The organism is Pseudomonas sp. LM13, assembly GCF_041381355.1.
In the GTDB taxonomy this organism is placed as follows: Bacteria; Pseudomonadota; Gammaproteobacteria; order Pseudomonadales; family Pseudomonadaceae; genus Stutzerimonas; species Stutzerimonas frequens.
Window position 1 is genome coordinate 28,205 of sequence record NZ_JACBXH010000024.1, and the last position, 17,938, is coordinate 46,142.

Genomic DNA, 17,938 nt, shown 5'->3' on the forward strand with positions numbered 1-17,938 from the left:
TCGGACACCCCAGTACGCGCCCGACGCCGACGCGGCACGGGTATTTCAACCACCATGGAGATTGCAACATGAGCACGCATTTTTGGGGTGAAGGCAACATTGGCTCACCGCCCGAGTACCGGGAGTTCCCCAACGGCAACGACGAGCCGCGGCGCTTGCTGCGGCTGAACGTGTACTTCGACAACCCCGTTCCCACCAAAGGCGGCGACTTCGAGGATCGCGGCGGTTTCTGGGCACCGGTGGAAATCTGGCACCGTGACGTCGCACACTGGAAGGATCTGTACCAGAAAGGCATGCGCGTGCTGGTCGTCGGACGCATGGAGCGCGAACCCTGGACGGACAATGAGGATCAGCCGCGCGAAACCTGGCAGATCAACGCGCGCAGCGTCGGCATCCTGCCGTTTCGCATCGAGTCCGTGACCCTCAGCCCGAAGCCGCAGGATGCGGAGGCAAAGTCCCAGGCCGCCCAGGAACCGGCTGCGCCAAAAGAGCCGCGGCGTAGGAAGTGACCCGGTATGAGCCGGCCACTGTTCGCCGCTCCATGCACCCGCGAGCTATCCCCAGGGGATAGCTCCATCAACGTCCACCGGCTTCCACGCGCTCCCGAAAATCGCGGCTCCCGGCCCGCACCCCCCGGCTGCACGCCATCTCCACCCCAGCCATTCCATCCCGTGAAAGAGGTCGCCACCGCTCGCGACTTGTTTGCTGCTGCCCTTGGCGGTGCTCGGCATCCTCGATTCCAGCAACTCAATGAACCACGGAAATCGGATGGACGGACATGCGGCTGTTCTTGTGCGAGAAGCCCTCCCAGGGCAAGGATATTGGCCGGATTCTCGGCGCGACGCAGCGCGGTGAAGGCTGCCTCAGCGGCTCCGGCGTCACGATTACCTGGTGCATCGGCCATCTCGTAGAAGCGGCAGCACCCGAAGTCTATGACGCGGCGCTCAAGCGCTGGTCACTGGAGCAGTTGCCCATCATTCCCCAGCAGTGGCGGGTCGAGGTCAAACCCAAGACCGCCACGCAATTCAAGGTCGTCAAGGCGCTTCTGGCGAAGGCGACCCATCTCGTCATCGCCACCGATGCCGACCGCGAGGGCGAGCTGATCGCCCGCGAGATCATCGACCTGTGCGGCTACCGTGGTCCCATCGAGCGCTTGTGGCTGTCGGCGCTCAACGATGCGTCGATCCGCACCGCGCTCGGCAAGCTGCGACCGTCGTCCGATACGCTGCCGATGTATTACTCGGCGCTGGCGCGTTCGCGGGCAGACTGGCTCGTGGGCATGAACCTCAGCCGTCTTTTCACGCTGCTCGGGCGGCAGGCGGGCTACGACGGCGTGCTGTCGGTCGGACGTGTCCAGACCCCGACCCTGAAGCTGGTCGTTGATCGCGACCGCGAAATCGCGGCTTTCAAGTCGGCGCCGTTCTGGGCCATCGACGTGTCTCTGTCCACAGAGGGTCAGGCTTTCTCCGCGCAGTGGGTTGCGCCCGACGGCTGCACCGACGACGCCGGTCGTTGCCTGCAACAGCCGGTCGCCCAGCAGGCGGCGCTGCAGATTCGCGTCGCGGACAACACCCAGGTGGTGTCGGTCGAGACCGAGCGCGTGCGCGAAGGCCCGCCACTGTTGTTCGACCTGAGCACCTTGCAGGAGGTCTGTTCCAAGCAGCTCGGGCTGGACGTGCAGGAGACATTGCAGATCGCCCAGGCCCTGTACGAGACGCACAAGGCCACGACCTACCCGCGCTCGGACTCCGGCTATCTGCCCGAAAGCATGTTCGCCGAGGTGCCCGCCGTCCTGGACAGCCTGCTCAAGACCGATCCGTCGCTGCGCCCGATCATGAGCCAGCTCGACCGCTCCCAGCGTTCGCGTGCATGGAACGACGGCAAGGTCACGGCGCACCACGGCATCATTCCGACGCTCGAACCCGCGAACCTCTCTCCTCTGAGCGAGAAGGAACTGGCGGTGTACCGGCTGATCCGGGCGCATTACCTGGCGCAGTTCCTCCCGCACCACGAGTTCGACCGTACCGTGGCTGAGTTTTCCTGCGGCCAGCAGATGCTGGTGGCCACCGGTAAACAGGTGGTCGTCAAAGGCTGGCGTCTGGTGCTGGCCGAACCGCAAGCGGATGAGGACGGCGACGACGCGGCGCGCAGCCAGGTGCTGCCCCCGCTGCGTGGGGGCCTGGCGTGCCAGGTGGCTGAGGTCGAGATCAAGGCGCTCAAGACGATGCCGCCCAAGCCCTACACCCAGGGCGAACTGGTCAAGTCGATGAAGGGCATTGCGCGCTTCGTGACCGACCCGCGCCTGAAGCAGAAGCTCAAAGACACGACGGGCATCGGCACCGAGGCGACGCGGGCCAACATCATCAGCGTGCTGATCGCCCGTGGCTACATCGTGAAGAAGGGGCGCTCCATTCGCGCATCGGATGCGGCGTTCACGCTGATCGACGCCGTGCCCGCAGCGATTGCAGACCCCGGCACGACGGCAGTGTGGGAGCAGGCGCTCGACATGATCGAGGCGGGACAGCTCACCCTGGACGTATTCCTCAGCAAGCAGGCCGCCTGGATTTCGCAGTTGATCGCGCAGTACGGCAGCATGTCCCTGTCCATCAAGCTTCCCCATGGGCCAGCATGTCCGCAGTGCGGCGCAGCGACGCGCCAGCGCACCGGCAAGAGCGGCCCATTCTGGTCGTGCAGTCGCTACCCCGACTGCAAAGGCACGCTGCCGGTCGAATCCGGTACGCCCAAGCGTGGCGCTTCGCGCTCGCGTAGCAGCGGCCGCAAAGGCGCCTGACTGACTCCGTTTCCCGTGGGCCGCGCCCTGTTTCAAAGGCGTGGCCCGTGTCCCGCACGCCCCTGCGGGTCGCCCAGCGCGCAACACCTTCTTGTCCGTGTGCGCGTCCCGCCCAGCCGTCCCCGGCTGCGGGACCTGAAGGTAGCTTTTCCGCGAACCGTCTCCCGCGTGTTCTGCTGGTCTGTGTTTCTCCCGCCCACTGCGAAGGGTCCCCCGATGGCTTACCAGGCAGCGCGAGCCACCCGGAGACCCTTTGTGGTCAGCGGTATTCGGTGCCGGTGCCCACCGGCGCAAAAACGGGCTCCCTTTGTGCGCGGATGTGCGCCAGACGATGCCGGCCCCAGCCACGACATGGGCCGGGTGTGATTGCTGATGAGCAGACGGTTCTAGCGACGACCGGGCCTGCAACAGCCCACGGGTGGTTATTTCCTCCCGAGCCGAAGGTCAGCGAGCCTTCGGCATCTTCATCTCGCCGATCAACGTTCCGAGCCAACGGCCGGCCACAGCAACAGGAAACCGACGCATGCAACAACCGGAGAAAGTACGAGCCGCGTTCGAGCGCGACCTTGGCAACAAGGTGCTGTTCATCAAGGGCGGCAAACTGCTGTTCATCGATGGCATCAATCTCAAGGCCATCGCCGACCGTAAGGCGTATTTCGCTTCGCTGCGTGCGCGGCAGGCGCAACCCATTGTGGTCCTGGCCGAACTGGGACAGGACGAGGCATTCGCCCTGTGGAAGCAGCATGTCCTGGGCGACACGACCGAGTGAGCCAACGCACCCACGCCCCCCCTGACAGCCCGCACTCGATGCGGGTTTTCTGTCTCTGCGCCCATCAATCCGGGCTGGGCCGAATGTCGTTTTCCAACTGACGCAGCGCGGCCCCCGGACGAAGCTGCCCGCATGTTCGCTGATTCGTCAGCACATGCCAGCAGCCATGGGTTCCAGGCTGCCGTGGGTTCTTCCCGCGTAACCCGCCAGTCCGTATCGCATCAAGTCTGCGGACACGCGTCCCCGTGACGCCGATGCTTTTTATCCACCGCGTGCGGGAGCTGCCATCCCGTGAGGGACAAGGCCCCGCTTTTCCAAGGAGCCTACCCATGTCCCACAAAGCCTCTTTCGGCCAGTTGGCCTTGACCTATTGCGGCAAGTTCCTGCCGCTCGAAGTCCTGCAAAGCGCCGCCGGCCACTACATCGGCACGCGCGATACCGAAGGTCCCGTTTCGCGGGAATCGCACGAGTACTTCCGCAGCCATGCGGCGGCTCAACGTGCCCTCGAAAGAGGCGGCTGGTCCCAGCTCGCCATTCCCTGATCCAACTGGAGGAATCACGCCATGAATCAACTGCTGCCGCAGGAAGTCGTCGATCAGATCATGCGGGAAGAGCAGCATTTCGCTGCCGCGCCCCAAGCCTTCTTCGAGGCATGGAAGCGTGGTGCCGAGATCGCTGGCCCCGAATGGTTCGGCGACGGCACCCGTGACGGCCTGAACCAGGCCAAAAGCAAGTGGGATCTGCGTCCCAACATGCTGCGGCTCAACGATGCCCTCGGTGTCCTGAGCAGCGGGCAACGCATGTTTCTGTCCGCCATGGTCAGCTTCTACAACGCGCACGAGGGCGGTGCCATGCTCAAACGCTGCCATTTCCACGGGCTGTCGGACTTCGACGGTCTCGACTTGGAACGCCGCAAGGTCATTGCCGACTTGATGCTGAACTACAGCGGCTGGTGAGCCCGTTTCCGGCACACCCCCGTCTTTTCGTTCCCCACGAGGGACATGCGCCCACACAGCCATGTCCCTCGATTTCCTTTCCGTTGCCCAGCGTAAAGCGGCTGAATCAAAGCCAACGATCAGCGCCGACTGACGCATTTTCCCCTTTCAACCCACCGGGTCCAATTCCCGGTGGCGGGAATTGGCTCCATTATTCAATCTGGAGAGTTCCCATGTCCCAGAATCCCAATCCCTTTCTCCGTGGCTACTGGAATTTGAAGATCGTCCGCACGCTGTCCATCAGCTACGAGGACGGAATTCCGCATGTCTGGCGAAACATCCACCCGAGCCAACAACATCTTTCCGACGAGGAATTGATTTCATCGTCCTGCATCGTCACCAGCGATTTTGCGGTGGTCACGAACGGCTCTGAACCTGTGAGTGCCGAAGCACTGGCCGAATGCGATGCCGATGAAGGCGTTAACGGCGAAGGCGTGATCGGTGCCGTGGTCTATGCCATTCATGGCGAGGACTTCGACGGCCGCCTGATCCACGTCGGTGACAGCTATTCGGTCGAAGCCGCGCGGGAAGTTGTGCAGCGCCTGAGTTTCGAGACCGGCTACTACAGCCGATGCTGGGAGATCAGCAGCGCGCACATCAGCCAGGAAACCGGCCAGTACCTCGCCAACCTGGCGGACCTTGCCACGCCGGAGGCCTTTTTGTTCATCGCCTTTCGGGTTCCGTACAGCCCGGCGATCGGCGTCAAGCTGATCTCCACGCCCTGGACGGACAAGAACCTGGAGCACGCCGAGGGCATCACCGCCGAGCAGCTTCGGCAGGAGCACCGCAGCAAGGGCATGCCCGCCGACCTGGCGAACATCCTGGAGCTGGCTGGCCAGGCCGATGTGCGCATCCTCATCCTCGACGCTGACGCGCCCGTGTTGCTGGGCCTGCCGCTGGCCGAGCCCTAGCAAACACACCACGCGCCCACCTTCCTCTTTGCCCTCCATGCCAGCCCGTCTCCTTTCTGGGAGCCGGGCTGGTCCAATTCCATAGGAGCACTTTATGTTCCCCGACCTCATCTCGCCCGCACGCGACTTCGAGCATCAGCTTGGAGCCTGCGTCAACGCCATGGGCCAGGACGACGCCATCGGCCAGATCCTGGTATTCGAGCGCTTGAGCGGCATGCTGCACATGCGCCATATCGCCAGCGCCGATCTGGCAGACACCGACATTGATGCCTACGAAATGGTCGTCTTCGACGGCGGCAATACCGGCGGCGACTCGTGGAAGCACGTGTTCTTTCCACGTCAGCGCGAACACTACTTCGTGTACCAAGTCTGACCACCCAGCCGCTTTCGAGGGGCCTTTTCTTGTCGCGGCGCAGGAAAGCGGGTGCGGCGCGGTGCGGTTTCCTGAGCGCAGGCCGCTCACTCAAGGGCCATCTTTACCCCATGTTCGTCGGCGTTGCCGACACATGCCCAGGCAGCCAAGACCTTCAAGGCTGCAAGCGCGGGAAACCGTGCTGGTTGTTTCTTCCTACGGACGCATCGCGCCCATCCACCCACAAGGGATCTCTCCCTTGCGGGCGGGGAATCCCTTGTTCTTCCTCAAGGAGATTCACATGGATCGCTCTCTTATCAAGACCCTGATGCCTTCGCTGGTCGCAGGCCATGTGCCCCGCAACGTGCGGTCGTTCAAGTACCGCGTGTTCGATGATCAGCCACAGTCCTCGACACTGGGCTTTGTCATCGATCCCCAGCCCTTCGACGGCAAGGTGGTCGCAGCCAGCGAGGACGCCATCGTCGTCAAGCTCAAGCCCAGCGAGTTCGCGGTACTCGATCCCAACCTGGTGACCAGCATTCCCAGCGAGGGCACCAAGGTGCATGTCCAACCCTATGCCCGTCGTCGTTTCGACGGTCTGCGTGCGGACACGCCAGAAGAGCGCACCGAGATGATGTCCGACGGCACTCCCTACACCGTCAAGACACACATCCTCGGCTCCGCGCCGGCCAAGCTGCCCATTCCCGAGCCGCAGTGTATGGAACTGGGTCAGCTCATCGAGCAGTTGGAGGAAATGTCGGCGCCCGACGGGTTCCGGCGCATCACCCACATGCTGGTCGATGCGGGCGCCCACGACTTCACCTGGGTCGATCCGAAGCCGGCCAAGATCATCGAAACGCCTCCGGCGATCAGTTTCACGGTTTCGACCGCGAAGTTCGACGGTCGGGTGACGATCCTCTACCAGCGCGGCAGCGATACCTATGCGGTGGAGCTGTGCCGCGACGGCGAGTTGGTCGATCGGCACGACGAGGTGTATTTCGACATGCTCGGCGAAGTGCTGGAGCGGCTCATCGACGACGGGCGCTGGCGTCTGATCGATGTGAGCGTGATCGGCGCGGAGACGTCCCGACGGCGCCGCGCTGTACCGGCGTAACACCACGAAAAGAACCAGGCGACATGCCCCCCACAGGCTCTCCCTCCATTCGGAAGGAGGGCCTTTTTTCTGCCGTGTGAGATTTCATCAAAGGGAATCGCCCGAATGCCGATTGATGGCTGTCTCGCGCGCGAGGCCCGGCCATGCTGAGCCCATGCCTGCTGACGTTGTCAGCGACATGCCAGGCAACCATCGGTCTTCGAGGTTGCGGCGCAGTTCCCACTGCGTGACCGAGCCAGCTCGCACCGCATCCATCCGCGAGCGGCCACCAGTCTCTGGTGGTGGATGCTTTCGCCTTATCAACCCATCGCGGGGTTACGCACCTTTCCCCGCAGCGTGGGGCCGGTGTGTCTCCGCTTCATCCCTATGGAGATTCACCATGAGCACCACGTCCAACGAGAAATCGTATTTCGACCTCCACACCTCGGGCATCGGTTACATCCAGCGTGTCCGTGAAGTGCCTGTTCGGGGCGGCCGCCGTGCGCAGCCTTTCCTGGCATGCACCATCGCCGCGTTGGTCGGTTCCGCAAAGGACCCCAGCTATCGCTATTTCGACGTCAAGGTCTCGGGTGCCGAGGCCAAGAAGCTGGTCGAGCGCTACATCGGCGTTGACGATCCCAAGCAGCGCCCACTGGTGCGCTTTCGCCTCGGCGACCTGTGGGGCGATGCGTACATCCGCGACAAGGGTGAGCAGAAAGGCCAAGCCGCCGCGTCCCTCAAGGCGCGACTGCTCAAGGCCGAGCCGCTTGACCGGGCCGAACTGGCTTCGATTAGGCAGCACGAGCTGGTCACCCGCGGCATCGGCTACCTCAGCCGTCCGAAGGACGTCACGCCCAAAGATGGCGACCCGTTCCTCTCTTGCACCGTCGCCGCTCTGGCCGGGCCTGTCGATGAACCGGAGTATCGGTACTTCGACACCATCGTCACCACCCCTGAAGCCGAGCATCTGGTTCGCCGGTGCGTGCAGGCCATCGAAGGGGACTGCAAGGTGCTGATCGCCTTCCGTCTCAACGACATGAAGATCGATCCGTACATCCGCACCAAGGGTGAGCGTGCCGGAGAACCGGCCGCAAGCCTGGAATCGACACTGATCCACATTAGCCTGATCAAGATCGACGGCACCAAGGTCTATCCGACGAGCCCCGCGCAAGCCGATACGCCGCCGGCCCAGGACGCTCCCGCGCCCGAAGCCGAGGACGCCGACACCGCTGCCGATCAGCCTGCCGAGCCCGCCGAGCGCGAGCCCGAAGGTGAAGTCGAGGAGCAGGAGCCGGCATTGGCTGCTTCGTTCTGATCGGCAAGGCCCTCGCGGGCCTTGTCGTTTTCCCAATCGCTAAGGAGAACCATCATGGCAGCCACATCGGCATCCGAGAGATCGGTTTCGCCCATCGTCGTCCCCGGCCAGCTCACGCTGCGTACCATCCGCGGCAAGAACGGCCCCTTCACGGTCGGACGCCTCGCCACGCACCTCGGTACGTTCGAGGTCAAGGACCCGGAGCTGGAGCAATACCCCGAAGGCAAGTACGACGGGGAGTTCATCATCAGGTACATCTTCCCGAAGTCCTACCCGGTCGGTGGCGGCATGCGCTTCGAGATCCGTGCCAGCCTGGACGGAATGACGCTCTACGACATCGACAAACTGAGCCGTGACGAGGCACGCAGCTTCGCCACCCAGGACCTCGATCCACTTGATGAAGAGTTGGGCGCACAGCCTGCAGTAACGCCGGCAACACCGGCCAAGCCCACCAAAACCTCCAAGCCCGCCAAGCCCGCACCCGTGCAGGCATCCACGGACCCGCTGGTCGATACCACGCCCTTCGGCGTGGATGCGCCGACGCCCACTGCGGCAACTGCTCCCGGCAGTACCGAAGATGGCGACGTCGCGCTGTTCAGCTTGCTTTGGCCGCTGGGCGAGTCCGTGAAACTGGATTCGACCATCGACCGCCGCACCCTGCGCACGCAGATCGCCCGCCTTGGCGAACTGGGCTACACGCTGGACTTCAAGACGCAGGAGTGGAGCCGCCAGGCCGAACTGCAACCTGCGTAGTACTGGGCACCGCATCTGCCGTGTTCATCCACCCGCCGGGGGTCTTCCCCACCGGGGAGGCTTCTGGCTCAATTTTTCCAGGAGGCCTCTCATGGGCTGGTATTTCTCACCCCAATCGCGGTCTGAACTGATCGCGGAGCTGATCGCACCGCAAGAGACCGAGCACGCCAGCGTCAAGGTCATCGCCCACGCGCTGCGTGGCAACGTCCTCTGGTCCGTTGCGCAAGTCACAGCCAAGGCCGAAGGCGTACACCGTGATCTCACACCGGGCCAATCCCTGTGCACCATCCGCTGCGATCTTCTGGAACGCAGCGGCGGCCAGTGGGGCTACAAGCCGCTGGACGAATCCATGCACCCGTACTACTACTCGTGCCCGCTGTCCTATCTGGACCTCGCACCGGAGCAGTCCGCCGAATGGCGTGCAGGCGTTCGCGCCTACCACGCACGGCGGCGCACATCCAAGGCGACCACCGCTCCAGATGCGACGCTGACGGTCTGAACCAGGGCGTTTTTCCTTCCACCCCAAGGGCAGCACTTGCCCCCTGCGGGCGGTGCTGTTCCCGTTCATCCGAGGACACCACCATGCCCGCAAACACTTCTTCCACCACGCTGTACCGCATCGACGAATGCCCGGACGTGATGGCCGACGCTTGCGTCGGCGATGACCAGGGCAACCTGATCTTTCTGTCGATCTGGGCGCGAGACACCGCCGCCCAGCAGTTCCTGGCTCGCCTGACCCTCGGGCGCGACGAACAGGGGCTGGAGCAGTTCCACGTCATCACCGACCAGGGCGGCAGCGTCCCGGTGTTCGTCGGCAACGTCGATCGCCTGGAAAAGCGCATGACCCGCGCCTACCGGCGAACGCTGTTCGGTTCGCTGTCCAACGTGTGGCTGTTCGATCGGCGCTGCGTCAAGCCCGACAAAGCCAACGCCAGCGCACTGGCATTGCTGCCCCGCGATAGCGACCACCGGCTTGACCGCCTGTGGACATTGGTGCAGGACACCTGCCCACTGCCATTGCTCGACCACTGGCGCGAAACCGTGCTGGAACTGCTGCAAAGCCACGAGATGCTGACCCGCCTGCCATTCGCCCTCGGGCCTTTGGTGGGCCATCAGCTCGCCATCGACGTGCCGGCGCTGACCCAGGCGCTCGGCTCGCTGATCCGCAGTGACGTGCTCACCGCCTACCCATACCCGGCCAAGATTTGGACGCCGGAAACGGCAGCGGCTTGAACCACCTGCGCAGGCACGCCAAGGCCCGCCTGCGCCATTCATCCCGCCAACCAGGAGACTTCCATGGCGCTCATGTTCCCGCGGCTCGCCCGCAACTTTGTGAAGAACGGGTACTTCCCGACCGACGAACCGACGCTCGAAAGAGCCCTCAATGCACTGATGCCCAGTGCGCCTGAATCCAATGGGCCGATGTGCATCCTCGACCCCTGTGCCGGCGAAGGCGTGGCAATCGCCGAAGCGGCTCATGCCCTCGGGCGCGAGCAGGCCAGGGCGTTCGCCGTCGAGTTCGACGCAGAGCGGGCGCGCCATGCCCGCAGCCTGGTCGATCACTGCCTGCACGCGGACCTGATGGATACGATGATCTCCAAACAGTCCTTTGGGCTGCTCTGGCTCAATCCGCCGTATGGCGACCTGTCCAAGGACGTCAACGGCAACATTGGCTATCAGGGTCAGGGCCGTGCCCGCCTCGAAAAGCTGTTCTACCAGCGCACGCTGCCCCTGCTGCAGTACGGCGGCGTGCTGGTCTTCATTGTCCCCAGCTACGTGCTCGACGCGGAGCTGGTCGGCTGGCTGACGCGCCACTACACAGACCTGCGGATCTACCGAGCGGTGGAAACGCAGTTCAAGCAGGTGGTGATCTTCGGACGCCGGGTGCGCCAGCGCGAGCAGACGCCCGATGGCATCAAGGCCGTGCGCAATCTGCTGCTGCAGGTTGGGCTTGGCGAAGTCGAAGCCGAGGAGCTGCCGAGCGAATGGCCGTTCCTGCCGTACATCGTCCCCGCCAGCCCGGCGGAGCCGGGGCATTTCTTCCGCGTGACGATGGAGCCGGAGCAGTTCGCCGATGAGGTTGGCAGGCTGCAAGGCCTCTGGCCGTCGCGGGATACGCAGTTGGGGTCTGCGCAGCAGACGCTGCGTCCACCGGCGCGGGCCTTGTCCCACTGGCATCTCGCCCTGGCTCTGGCCGCAGGCGCGATCTCGGGAGTCGTGCAATCCAAGACGGGGCGCGTGCTCGTCGTCAAAGGTGACACCCACAAGGACAAGACGCTCCAGCGGGAATTCACCGAACGCGAAGACGGCTCGATTGCCGAGACGCGCATCCTCACCGACAAGTTCGTTCCCGTCATCCGCGCGTGGGACATGACGCCTGGCTCTCCGACACGGGGCGAGGTGTTGACCATCCGCTGATCGTTTTTCCACCGCCGACGGTTCGCCGTCGATTCTTTCCACCCACCGGGGTCCAGTCGCCCCGATGGGGTGCCGTGGCCCCTCCATCTCAAGGAGCCTTCCATGGCAGCCCAAGCACTTTCCATCAGCCAGACACCGAGCCGGCGCTTCGCGCCCGGCCAGGTGGTCATGACCTGCGGCGTTGACGCACTGGTCCAACAGGGTCAATTCAACCCGATTCCGTATCTGCGCCGCCACCTCGGCGGCGACTGGGGCGACCTCGACGACAGCGACAAGCGGCAGAACGATGCCGCGCTGAAGTCCGGTGAGGATCGTCTGTTTTCTTCCTACCAGGTCGCACCCGGTCTGAAGCTCTGGATCATCACCGAATGGGATCGCAGCGTCACCACGCTGCTGTTGCCCAGCGAGTACTGATCTTCTCCAACGCGGGGCCACCGACACCCCGCAAGGGTGCCGTGGCCCCTTCACTCAGAAGGAAGCCACATGACCTCCAACCAACATGACAAGCACCGGCGCAAACGGCTGTTCGAGATCGGTGCACTGGAGTTCAGCGAAGGCGTCGAACGCCTGATGAACGAAGGCCGGCTCGATCCCATGCCGCTTTTCGAACGCCACATGCGTGGCGACTGGGGCGACGTCGCAGACTACCAATGGCAGCAGAACAACGCTGCGTTGGAGTCCGGCGAACGCCTCGATTCGTTTTACGTCGTCACCCGTGACCTGAGCATCCGCATCTTCACCGAAGCAGATCGCAGCGCGACCCGCATCGTGCTGCCGTCCGAGTACTGACCGCGAGTTGTCACCGCAGGCCACGAGCGCCTGCACTGTCCAACCACCGACGGTTCGCCGTCTCGCTTCCCACCACGGGGCATGTCATCGCCCCGCTGGGGTGGTGCATGTCCCATTTTTCTTTGGAGCACCACCATGTCCGTTGATCTCGACACCACCGCTAACGATGCAGAGCCCGTACAGGGCGAACTGCTAGAAGCGGAATCCAACCCTCTCACACTGAGCCTTCAGGATTTTGTCGGCGAGTTCGGCGACGAACTGCTCGACTCTCTCAACCGCGCCAACCCGCCGGTCTATGCCGGTCAAGCACAGGCGCAGCGACAACTCGTTGTTGCCAGCCTCAAGCGCAAGTTGTTCCAGGCCCAGGCCGACGTTGTCCATGCCGCCGCCGAGCTGTTGGTCGATCAAGGCGAACGCGCTGCGATCGTCAATGGCGAAATGGGTTGCGGCAAGACGACTGTCGGCATCGCCACGGCCGCCGTGCTCAACGCCGAAGGCTACCGCCGTACCCTGGTGCTTTCGCCTCCCCACTTGGTCTACAAGTGGCGGCGCGAGATCCAGGAGACGGTGGCCGGCGCCAAGGTCTGGGTGCTCAATGGCCCGGATACGCTGGTCAAGCTCATCAAGCTGCGCGAGCAGTTGGGTGTGCCGCCCACAGGCCAGGAATTTTTCATCCTGGGGCGCGTCAGGATGCGGATGGGGTTCCATTGGAAGCCGGTCTTCACCCAGCGACGCACCCGCCACGGCGACGTGGCGGCCTGCCCGGACTGCGGCACGCTCATCACCGACCTCGACGGCGAGCCGGCCAACCCGGTCGCGCTCCAAGCCGAAGAGTCCCGCAGGAAGTGCAGCCACTGCGCTGCGCCCCTGTGGACGCTGATCCGCCCGCGTAGTCTGTCCGGCAGTGACCAGTCTTCGGTCGTCCTCAAAGCCTTGAAGCGCATCCCCACCATCGGGGAAGTTACCGCGCAGAAGCTGATGCAGAAGTTTGGTGACGGCTTTCTGGCCTCGATGCTGGGCGACAACATCCATGAGTTCATCAACCTCATGGATGGCAACGGCGAGCTGGTGTTTTCCGACCGTCAGGCCACGCGCATGGAACGTGCGATGGCCAACATGGAGTTTGGCTTTGGCGAAGGCGGCTACCAACCGTCCGAGTTCATCAAACGCTACCTACCGCAAGGCACGTTCGACCTGCTCATCGCCGACGAGGCGCACGAGTACAAGAACGGCGGCAGTGCCCAAGGCCAGGCCATGGGCGTGCTGGCGGCGAAGGCTCGCAAGACCTTGCTGCTGACCGGTACGCTGATGGGCGGCTATGGCGATGATCTGTTCTACCTGCTGTTCCGGGCGCTGCCAGGACGGATGATCGAAGACGGCTACCGCCCGACCACGAGCGGCAGCATGACCTCGGCTGCGATGGCGTTCATGCGCGATCACGGTGTCCTCAAGGACATCTACTCCGAGAGCGCCGGCACGGCGCACAAGACGGCCAAGGGCACCAAGGTATCGGTGCGCACGGTCAAGGCTCCCGGCTTCGGGCCGAAAGGCGTCTTGCGCTGCATCCTGCCGTTCACCATCTTCCTCAAACTCAAGGACATTGGCGGCAACGTTCTGCCGCCGTATGACGAGGAGTTTCGTGAAGTCCAGATGGACGTGGCACAAGCCGCGGCCTATCGCGATCTGGCGGGTCGGCTGACCGCGGAGCTGAAACAGGCTCTGGCGCGACGCGACACGACCTTGCTGGGTGTGGTGCTCAACGTGCTGCTGGCCTGGCCGGATTGCTGCTTCCGGTCGGAGACCGTAGTGCATCCGCGCACGCGCAACACCTTGGCGTTCGTCCCGGCTCAGTTCAATGAGTTCGAGATCAGCCCCAAGGAGCGTGAACTGATCGACATCTGCAAGGCAGAGAAGGCACAGGGGCGCAAGGTTCTGGCCTACACGGTCTATACCGGCACGCGCGACACCACGTCGCGCCTGAAGGGGCTGCTGGAGCAAGAAGGTTTCAAGGTAGCGGTACTGCGCGCAAGCGTGGATGCCAGCCGCCGCGAGGACTGGATCGCCGAGCAACTGGATCGTGGCATTGATGTGCTTGTCACGAACCCGGAGTTGGTCAAAACGGGCCTTGATCTGTTGGATTTTCCAACGATTGTGTTCATGCAAAGTGGCTACAACGTGTACTCGCTCCAACAGGCAGCACGCCGCTCCTGGCGCATCGGGCAGAAACAGCCCGTGCGCGTGATCTACCTCGGCTACGCCGGCTCCTCGCAGATGACCTGCCTGGAACTGATGGCCAAGAAGATCATGGTCTCGCAGTCCACCTCGGGCGATGTGCCCGAATCGGGGCTGGATGTTCTGAACCAGGACGGTGATTCCGTCGAGGTCGCACTGGCCCGGCAGTTGGTCACCGCCTGAACCCCACGCCATCGCCGGCCTAGCGCCGCCGACTTTCTGTTCGTCCCACCTTGCAGCCCCGTCCGCGTTCTTCGTGGGCGGGGCTGCGTTTTTCTCTCATTCCAAAGGGTTCCCGTGAAGGCCCAGCACTTGCCCAAGGCAGAAAACCGGGCACCACCCAGTTCGCATTCCTGGCTGACCGTGCGGCACCGTGCCGCCAAGGTATCGGCATCGCAACAGAAGAGCCGATGCCATGCCCGCAACCCATGTATCCCGGCGTCTGGTCGGCGCTGGTCTCCTGGCCGCAGCGCTGGCCAGCGGCTGCGCGACCACCACCGCGCCGCTGGTGCCAGACGCCATAGAAGACGTCTCCTCCGCTCCCGAACCCGAGGCACCCGAGTTCATTCCCGTCGTGCGCTATGGCCGCTACACGCTGGTCGAGCTGGCACCCACGGCGGCGCAGCGTGACTTGCTGTTGCAGACCATCGACGTGTCCATGCCCGAGGATGCCCGCGCCACGGTGGGCGATGGGCTGCGGCATGTGCTCAAACGCAGTGGCTACCAGCTTTGCGAGACGCCCAGCGCCGTGACCGAGTTGTATGCGCTGCCGCTGCCGGCGGCGCACCGGCATCTTGGCCCCATGACCTTGCGCGATGCGCTGCTCACCCTGGCCGGCCCGGCCTGGGAACTGCATGCGGATGAACGGGCACGGCAGATTTGCTTTGAGCAGCCTGGAGGCAGTGCGACCGCCGAGCACGCACACGAGCCGCCTGTTGCCGAGGCGGTGCAGACGTTTCCGCTGATGCCTTCGGTTTCGGGAGGCCAGCCATGAATACCGCGCAGGCTCCCCGGCGCCCGATCTCCGCCGTGGTGTTGCAGAGCCTAATGTGGCTCTGGCTGATCAGCCTCAGCGTTTTCGCTGCCCTGAGCTACCAGACCATGAACGACCAGGCCGACCAGACGCTGCTTGATTCCCGCCTGCAACGTCTCGAAGCGCAGGCGGTGGGCCTGGCCGAGACCATTGAGGCCATCCAGCAGCGTCCAGTCGTCGCAACAGCGGCAGACCTCAAAGATACCCGCGAACGCCTGGAAGCACGCGCCGCCCAGGTCGAGACAACGCTGAGCGGCTATGCCGCTGCCGAAGACCTTCAGGCGCTTCGTGCGGAAGTCGAGCAGATCAAGGCACGCCCAAGCGCCCTGCGTGCCGCAGCGCCCGCCCAGCCGCGCTCACCGAGCAGGCCCACCGCCAAACCAGAACCGCCGCCACTGCCGTTCCGCATCGTCGGCGCCGAACTTCGCGCCGGCCAGCGCAGCCTGTCCGTCACACCGAATAACGGGAACTTCACGCCCGACCAGCTTCAAGTGCTGCTTCCCGGCGATGCCGTCGGCCCGTGGCGCCTGCAGGCAGTCGAGGGCAACACTGCGGTGTTCCAGGCCGGCGACCAGACCCGTCGCATGGCGATTCCTTGAGCGGAGCGCACGACATGAAACCGTCGATCATCCTTTCCGCGCTCCTGCTCGCGTCTGCCCAGTTGCCCGCCTGGGCGCAGCAGCCGGCCACGGCTCCCGCCGGCAGTGCGCACAGCCAGGAGCGCCCGCTGGTTACTCGCTCCCTGGACGACCGAGTGGCAGGCGACTGGGGCCTGCAACCGCAGGAGTGGGCTCGCTATCGCGAGCTGATGGACGGGCCGTTGGGCATCTACTCGCCCAACCTGGACCCACTGTCCGCCCTGGGCATCGAGGCGCGCACCGACGAGGAACGGCGCCGCTACGCAGAGCTGCAGGTGCAGGTCGAGGCGCGCCGTATCGAGAAGCTGCTCGCCTACCAGCGTGCCTACGACCAGGCCTGGCAGCGCCTGAGTCCCGGCATGCAGCGGGTGAACCTGCCTGACGAAAAACCCGGCGCCGGCACAAGCGCCAATCCCTTGCGCGGTTCAGGCCGCACGGCCGTGTTCGTCAAGGACGGCTGCGCGGCCTGCGGGCAACTCGTGCAGCGCCTGCAATCCTCCGGCACCGAGTTCGACCTGTACATGGTCGGCAGCCGCCAAGACGACACGCGCATCCGCGACTGGGCCAAGCGTGCGAACGTCGATCCGGCGCGCGTGCGCAGCGGTGGCATCACGCTCAACCATGATGGCGGGCGGTGGCTGTCGCTGAGCTTGCCCGGAGACCTTCCTGCGGTCGTGCGCGAGGTGAACGGTCAATGGCAGCGCCAGCCATAGCGGTCACCTCCGTTTCGCAGTGCTTGCGCGCACTGGTGATCGCGGCGGGCCTGTGCGCCTGCGCCGCCCATGCCCAGGAGCTTCCGCCACCGGCTTACCAGCTTGCCGCACAGCGCGCGGGCATCCCCTCGACGGTGCTCTACGCCGTGGCTTTGCAGGAAAGCGGCATCCGCCGCAACGGGCGCATCGTCCCGTGGCCGTGGTCCCTCAACGTCGCCGGTCAGTCGCGCCGCTTCACCACCCGTGCCGACGCCTGCGCTGGTTTGCAGCAGGCAATGCGCGCCACGCCGCACACACGCATCGACGCGGGCCTGGGCCAGATCAACCTCGGCTACCACCAGCAGCGCTACGCCAGCCCGTGCGACCTGCTCGACCCATACAGCAACCTCGCCATCGCCGCTGAAATCCTGAAAGAGCAGCACACCTCGGGCGAGGACTGGTTGCCGGCGATCGGTCGCTACCACCGTCCTGCGGGCGGAGAACCTGCGGCTCGTTACCGGCGCAGCGTGTCGCGCCACCTTGCCCGTGTGCAGGGCACACACCCAACCGCCGCGGCCATCGCCGTGCACCAGGAGAGCACCCCATGAAAACATCCCATTTGACCCATCTCACACTGAAGGGCCTGCTCGTGCTGCTGGCGGCTCTGCCACTGGCCTCGCGCGCCGGAGAGCCCCTGATCGTCGTCGAAGACCGTGGCGGCACGTCGGCGCTGCCGTACTACGAGGCTCTGAACCTTCAGCCGCGCGCCAATGCTCCGGCCGGGCCGCCCATCCCGATGCTCCCGGTGCCCGCCACGCCCATGGATGAGGCCGCGATGTTGCCGGTGCGCAGTGCCAAGCTCACGCCTGGCACCGTCGCGCGGCGCGTGATCGAGGCACCGGGCCTGCGGCCTTTCGTAGTCGTCGGCGACGACGAAGCTTCCCACGCCTGGCTGCTTCGCCAGGCGGGCTCGCTGCGCGAGCGCGGCGCGGTGGGCCTGGTGGTTAACGTCGAGACCATGCAGGGCCTGGCACGGCTGCGCGCCCTGGTGCCCGGCGTGCCCCTTGCGCCTGTGGCCGGTGACGACCTGGCCGAGCGCCTGGGTCTGCGGCATTACCCGGTGCTGATCACAGCCACCGGCATCGAGCAATGAAGCC

The 17,938-nt window shown here is 64.6% G+C and carries 21 protein-coding genes; all 21 read left to right on the forward strand.

Annotation, left to right across the window (positions count from 1 at the left end):
• The first annotated feature begins 68 nt into the window (after positions 1-68).
• On the forward strand, positions 69-509 hold the full coding sequence (locus tag HZR81_RS15210; RefSeq protein ID WP_012205959.1) for a single-stranded DNA-binding protein: 441 nt from the start codon (positions 69-71) through the stop codon (positions 507-509).
• 269 nt (positions 510-778) lie between these two features.
• Entirely contained in the window at positions 779-2,791 is a 2,013-nt protein-coding gene (locus tag HZR81_RS15215; protein ID WP_012205960.1) for a DNA topoisomerase III, read from the forward strand.
• A gap of 523 nt (positions 2,792-3,314) precedes the next feature.
• The gene (locus HZR81_RS15220; RefSeq protein ID WP_012205961.1) at positions 3,315-3,560 is read left to right on the forward strand and encodes a hypothetical protein; all 246 of its coding nucleotides are present in this window, start codon (positions 3,315-3,317) and stop codon (positions 3,558-3,560) included.
• 329 nt (positions 3,561-3,889) lie between these two features.
• Entirely contained in the window at positions 3,890-4,102 is a 213-nt protein-coding gene (locus tag HZR81_RS15225; RefSeq protein WP_003158617.1) for a hypothetical protein, read from the forward strand.
• A 21-nt stretch (positions 4,103-4,123) separates the two neighbouring features.
• Entirely contained in the window at positions 4,124-4,516 is a 393-nt protein-coding gene (locus HZR81_RS15230) for a hypothetical protein (protein ID WP_012205962.1), read from the forward strand.
• A 212-nt stretch (positions 4,517-4,728) separates the two neighbouring features.
• The gene (locus tag HZR81_RS15235; RefSeq protein ID WP_012205963.1) at positions 4,729-5,466 is read left to right on the forward strand and encodes a DUF5983 family protein; all 738 of its coding nucleotides are present in this window, start codon (positions 4,729-4,731) and stop codon (positions 5,464-5,466) included.
• Between the two features lie 94 nt (positions 5,467-5,560).
• Complete coding sequence (locus HZR81_RS15240) at positions 5,561-5,839, forward strand: hypothetical protein (RefSeq protein WP_012205964.1); 279 nt, start codon at positions 5,561-5,563, stop codon at positions 5,837-5,839.
• A 280-nt stretch (positions 5,840-6,119) separates the two neighbouring features.
• A complete protein-coding gene (locus HZR81_RS15245; protein ID WP_043942133.1) occupies positions 6,120-6,932 on the forward strand; it encodes a GTPase in 813 nt (270 codons plus the stop codon).
• 379 nt (positions 6,933-7,311) lie between these two features.
• Positions 7,312-8,226, forward strand: coding sequence for a DUF3577 domain-containing protein (locus tag HZR81_RS15250; RefSeq protein WP_014596108.1), 915 nt, complete (start codon positions 7,312-7,314; stop codon positions 8,224-8,226).
• Between the two features lie 54 nt (positions 8,227-8,280).
• Positions 8,281-8,979 (forward strand): DUF3275 family protein, encoded by a 699-nt coding sequence (locus HZR81_RS15255; protein ID WP_279644816.1) that lies wholly within the window; start codon positions 8,281-8,283, stop codon positions 8,977-8,979.
• A gap of 91 nt (positions 8,980-9,070) precedes the next feature.
• Entirely contained in the window at positions 9,071-9,478 is a 408-nt protein-coding gene (locus HZR81_RS15260; protein WP_014596106.1) for a hypothetical protein, read from the forward strand.
• An 83-nt stretch (positions 9,479-9,561) separates the two neighbouring features.
• Positions 9,562-10,212, forward strand: a complete 651-nt coding sequence (locus HZR81_RS15265) for a hypothetical protein (protein ID WP_008268678.1) — start codon at positions 9,562-9,564, stop codon at positions 10,210-10,212.
• Between the two features lie 36 nt (positions 10,213-10,248).
• Positions 10,249-11,397, forward strand: a complete 1,149-nt coding sequence (locus HZR81_RS15270; protein WP_500128617.1) for a DUF6094 domain-containing protein — start codon at positions 10,249-10,251, stop codon at positions 11,395-11,397.
• A gap of 168 nt (positions 11,398-11,565) precedes the next feature.
• Positions 11,566-11,811 carry a plasmid related protein gene (locus tag HZR81_RS15275; RefSeq protein WP_425375623.1) on the forward strand — a complete coding sequence of 82 codons (246 nt, stop codon included), beginning with the start codon at positions 11,566-11,568 and terminating at the stop codon, positions 11,809-11,811.
• Positions 11,812-11,880: 69 nt separating this feature from the next.
• Complete coding sequence (locus tag HZR81_RS15280; RefSeq protein WP_044314050.1) at positions 11,881-12,186, forward strand: hypothetical protein; 306 nt, start codon at positions 11,881-11,883, stop codon at positions 12,184-12,186.
• A 135-nt stretch (positions 12,187-12,321) separates the two neighbouring features.
• The gene (locus HZR81_RS15285; protein WP_278422098.1) at positions 12,322-14,601 is read left to right on the forward strand and encodes a helicase-related protein; all 2,280 of its coding nucleotides are present in this window, start codon (positions 12,322-12,324) and stop codon (positions 14,599-14,601) included.
• 232 nt (positions 14,602-14,833) lie between these two features.
• The gene (pilL2, locus tag HZR81_RS15290; protein WP_014596102.1) at positions 14,834-15,412 is read left to right on the forward strand and encodes a PFGI-1 class ICE element type IV pilus protein PilL2; all 579 of its coding nucleotides are present in this window, start codon (positions 14,834-14,836) and stop codon (positions 15,410-15,412) included.
• On the forward strand, positions 15,409-16,050 hold the full coding sequence (locus tag HZR81_RS15295; protein WP_012205974.1) for a hypothetical protein: 642 nt from the start codon (positions 15,409-15,411) through the stop codon (positions 16,048-16,050). Before pilL2 ends, HZR81_RS15295 begins: the two co-directional genes overlap by 4 nt.
• Before the next feature lie 14 nt (positions 16,051-16,064).
• Positions 16,065-16,802 (forward strand): TIGR03759 family integrating conjugative element protein, encoded by a 738-nt coding sequence (locus tag HZR81_RS15300; RefSeq protein WP_012205975.1) that lies wholly within the window; start codon positions 16,065-16,067, stop codon positions 16,800-16,802.
• Positions 16,784-17,389 carry a transglycosylase SLT domain-containing protein gene (locus HZR81_RS15305; RefSeq protein ID WP_500128612.1) on the forward strand — a complete coding sequence of 202 codons (606 nt, stop codon included), beginning with the start codon at positions 16,784-16,786 and terminating at the stop codon, positions 17,387-17,389. Before HZR81_RS15300 ends, HZR81_RS15305 begins: the two co-directional genes overlap by 19 nt.
• Positions 17,386-17,934, forward strand: a complete 549-nt coding sequence (locus HZR81_RS15310; protein WP_014596100.1) for an integrating conjugative element protein — start codon at positions 17,386-17,388, stop codon at positions 17,932-17,934. Before HZR81_RS15305 ends, HZR81_RS15310 begins: the two co-directional genes overlap by 4 nt.
• Positions 17,935-17,938: the final 4 nt, after the last annotated feature.

Bases quoted from the DNA above. Each gene is read 5' to 3' on its own strand.
- HZR81_RS15210 (WP_012205959.1), top strand. From the start codon at position 69: ATGAGCACGCATTTTTGGGGTGAAGGCAACATTGGCTCACCGCCCGAG.
- HZR81_RS15215 (WP_012205960.1), top strand. From the start codon at position 779: ATGCGGCTGTTCTTGTGCGAGAAGCCCTCCCAGGGCAAGGATATTGGC.
- HZR81_RS15220 (WP_012205961.1), top strand. From the start codon at position 3,315: ATGCAACAACCGGAGAAAGTACGAGCCGCGTTCGAGCGCGACCTTGGC.
- HZR81_RS15225 (WP_003158617.1), top strand. From the start codon at position 3,890: ATGTCCCACAAAGCCTCTTTCGGCCAGTTGGCCTTGACCTATTGCGGC.
- HZR81_RS15230 (WP_012205962.1), top strand. From the start codon at position 4,124: ATGAATCAACTGCTGCCGCAGGAAGTCGTCGATCAGATCATGCGGGAA.
- HZR81_RS15235 (WP_012205963.1), top strand. From the start codon at position 4,729: ATGTCCCAGAATCCCAATCCCTTTCTCCGTGGCTACTGGAATTTGAAG.
- HZR81_RS15240 (WP_012205964.1), top strand. From the start codon at position 5,561: ATGTTCCCCGACCTCATCTCGCCCGCACGCGACTTCGAGCATCAGCTT.
- HZR81_RS15245 (WP_043942133.1), top strand. From the start codon at position 6,120: ATGGATCGCTCTCTTATCAAGACCCTGATGCCTTCGCTGGTCGCAGGC.
- HZR81_RS15250 (WP_014596108.1), top strand. From the start codon at position 7,312: ATGAGCACCACGTCCAACGAGAAATCGTATTTCGACCTCCACACCTCG.
- HZR81_RS15255 (WP_279644816.1), top strand. From the start codon at position 8,281: ATGGCAGCCACATCGGCATCCGAGAGATCGGTTTCGCCCATCGTCGTC.
- HZR81_RS15260 (WP_014596106.1), top strand. From the start codon at position 9,071: ATGGGCTGGTATTTCTCACCCCAATCGCGGTCTGAACTGATCGCGGAG.
- HZR81_RS15265 (WP_008268678.1), top strand. From the start codon at position 9,562: ATGCCCGCAAACACTTCTTCCACCACGCTGTACCGCATCGACGAATGC.
- HZR81_RS15275 (WP_425375623.1), top strand. From the start codon at position 11,566: ATGACCTGCGGCGTTGACGCACTGGTCCAACAGGGTCAATTCAACCCG.
- HZR81_RS15280 (WP_044314050.1), top strand. From the start codon at position 11,881: ATGACCTCCAACCAACATGACAAGCACCGGCGCAAACGGCTGTTCGAG.
- HZR81_RS15285 (WP_278422098.1), top strand. From the start codon at position 12,322: ATGTCCGTTGATCTCGACACCACCGCTAACGATGCAGAGCCCGTACAG.
- pilL2 (WP_014596102.1), top strand. From the start codon at position 14,834: ATGCCCGCAACCCATGTATCCCGGCGTCTGGTCGGCGCTGGTCTCCTG.
- HZR81_RS15295 (WP_012205974.1), top strand. From the start codon at position 15,409: ATGAATACCGCGCAGGCTCCCCGGCGCCCGATCTCCGCCGTGGTGTTG.
- HZR81_RS15300 (WP_012205975.1), top strand. From the start codon at position 16,065: ATGAAACCGTCGATCATCCTTTCCGCGCTCCTGCTCGCGTCTGCCCAG.
- HZR81_RS15305 (WP_500128612.1), top strand. From the start codon at position 16,784: ATGGCAGCGCCAGCCATAGCGGTCACCTCCGTTTCGCAGTGCTTGCGC.
- HZR81_RS15310 (WP_014596100.1), top strand. From the start codon at position 17,386: ATGAAAACATCCCATTTGACCCATCTCACACTGAAGGGCCTGCTCGTG.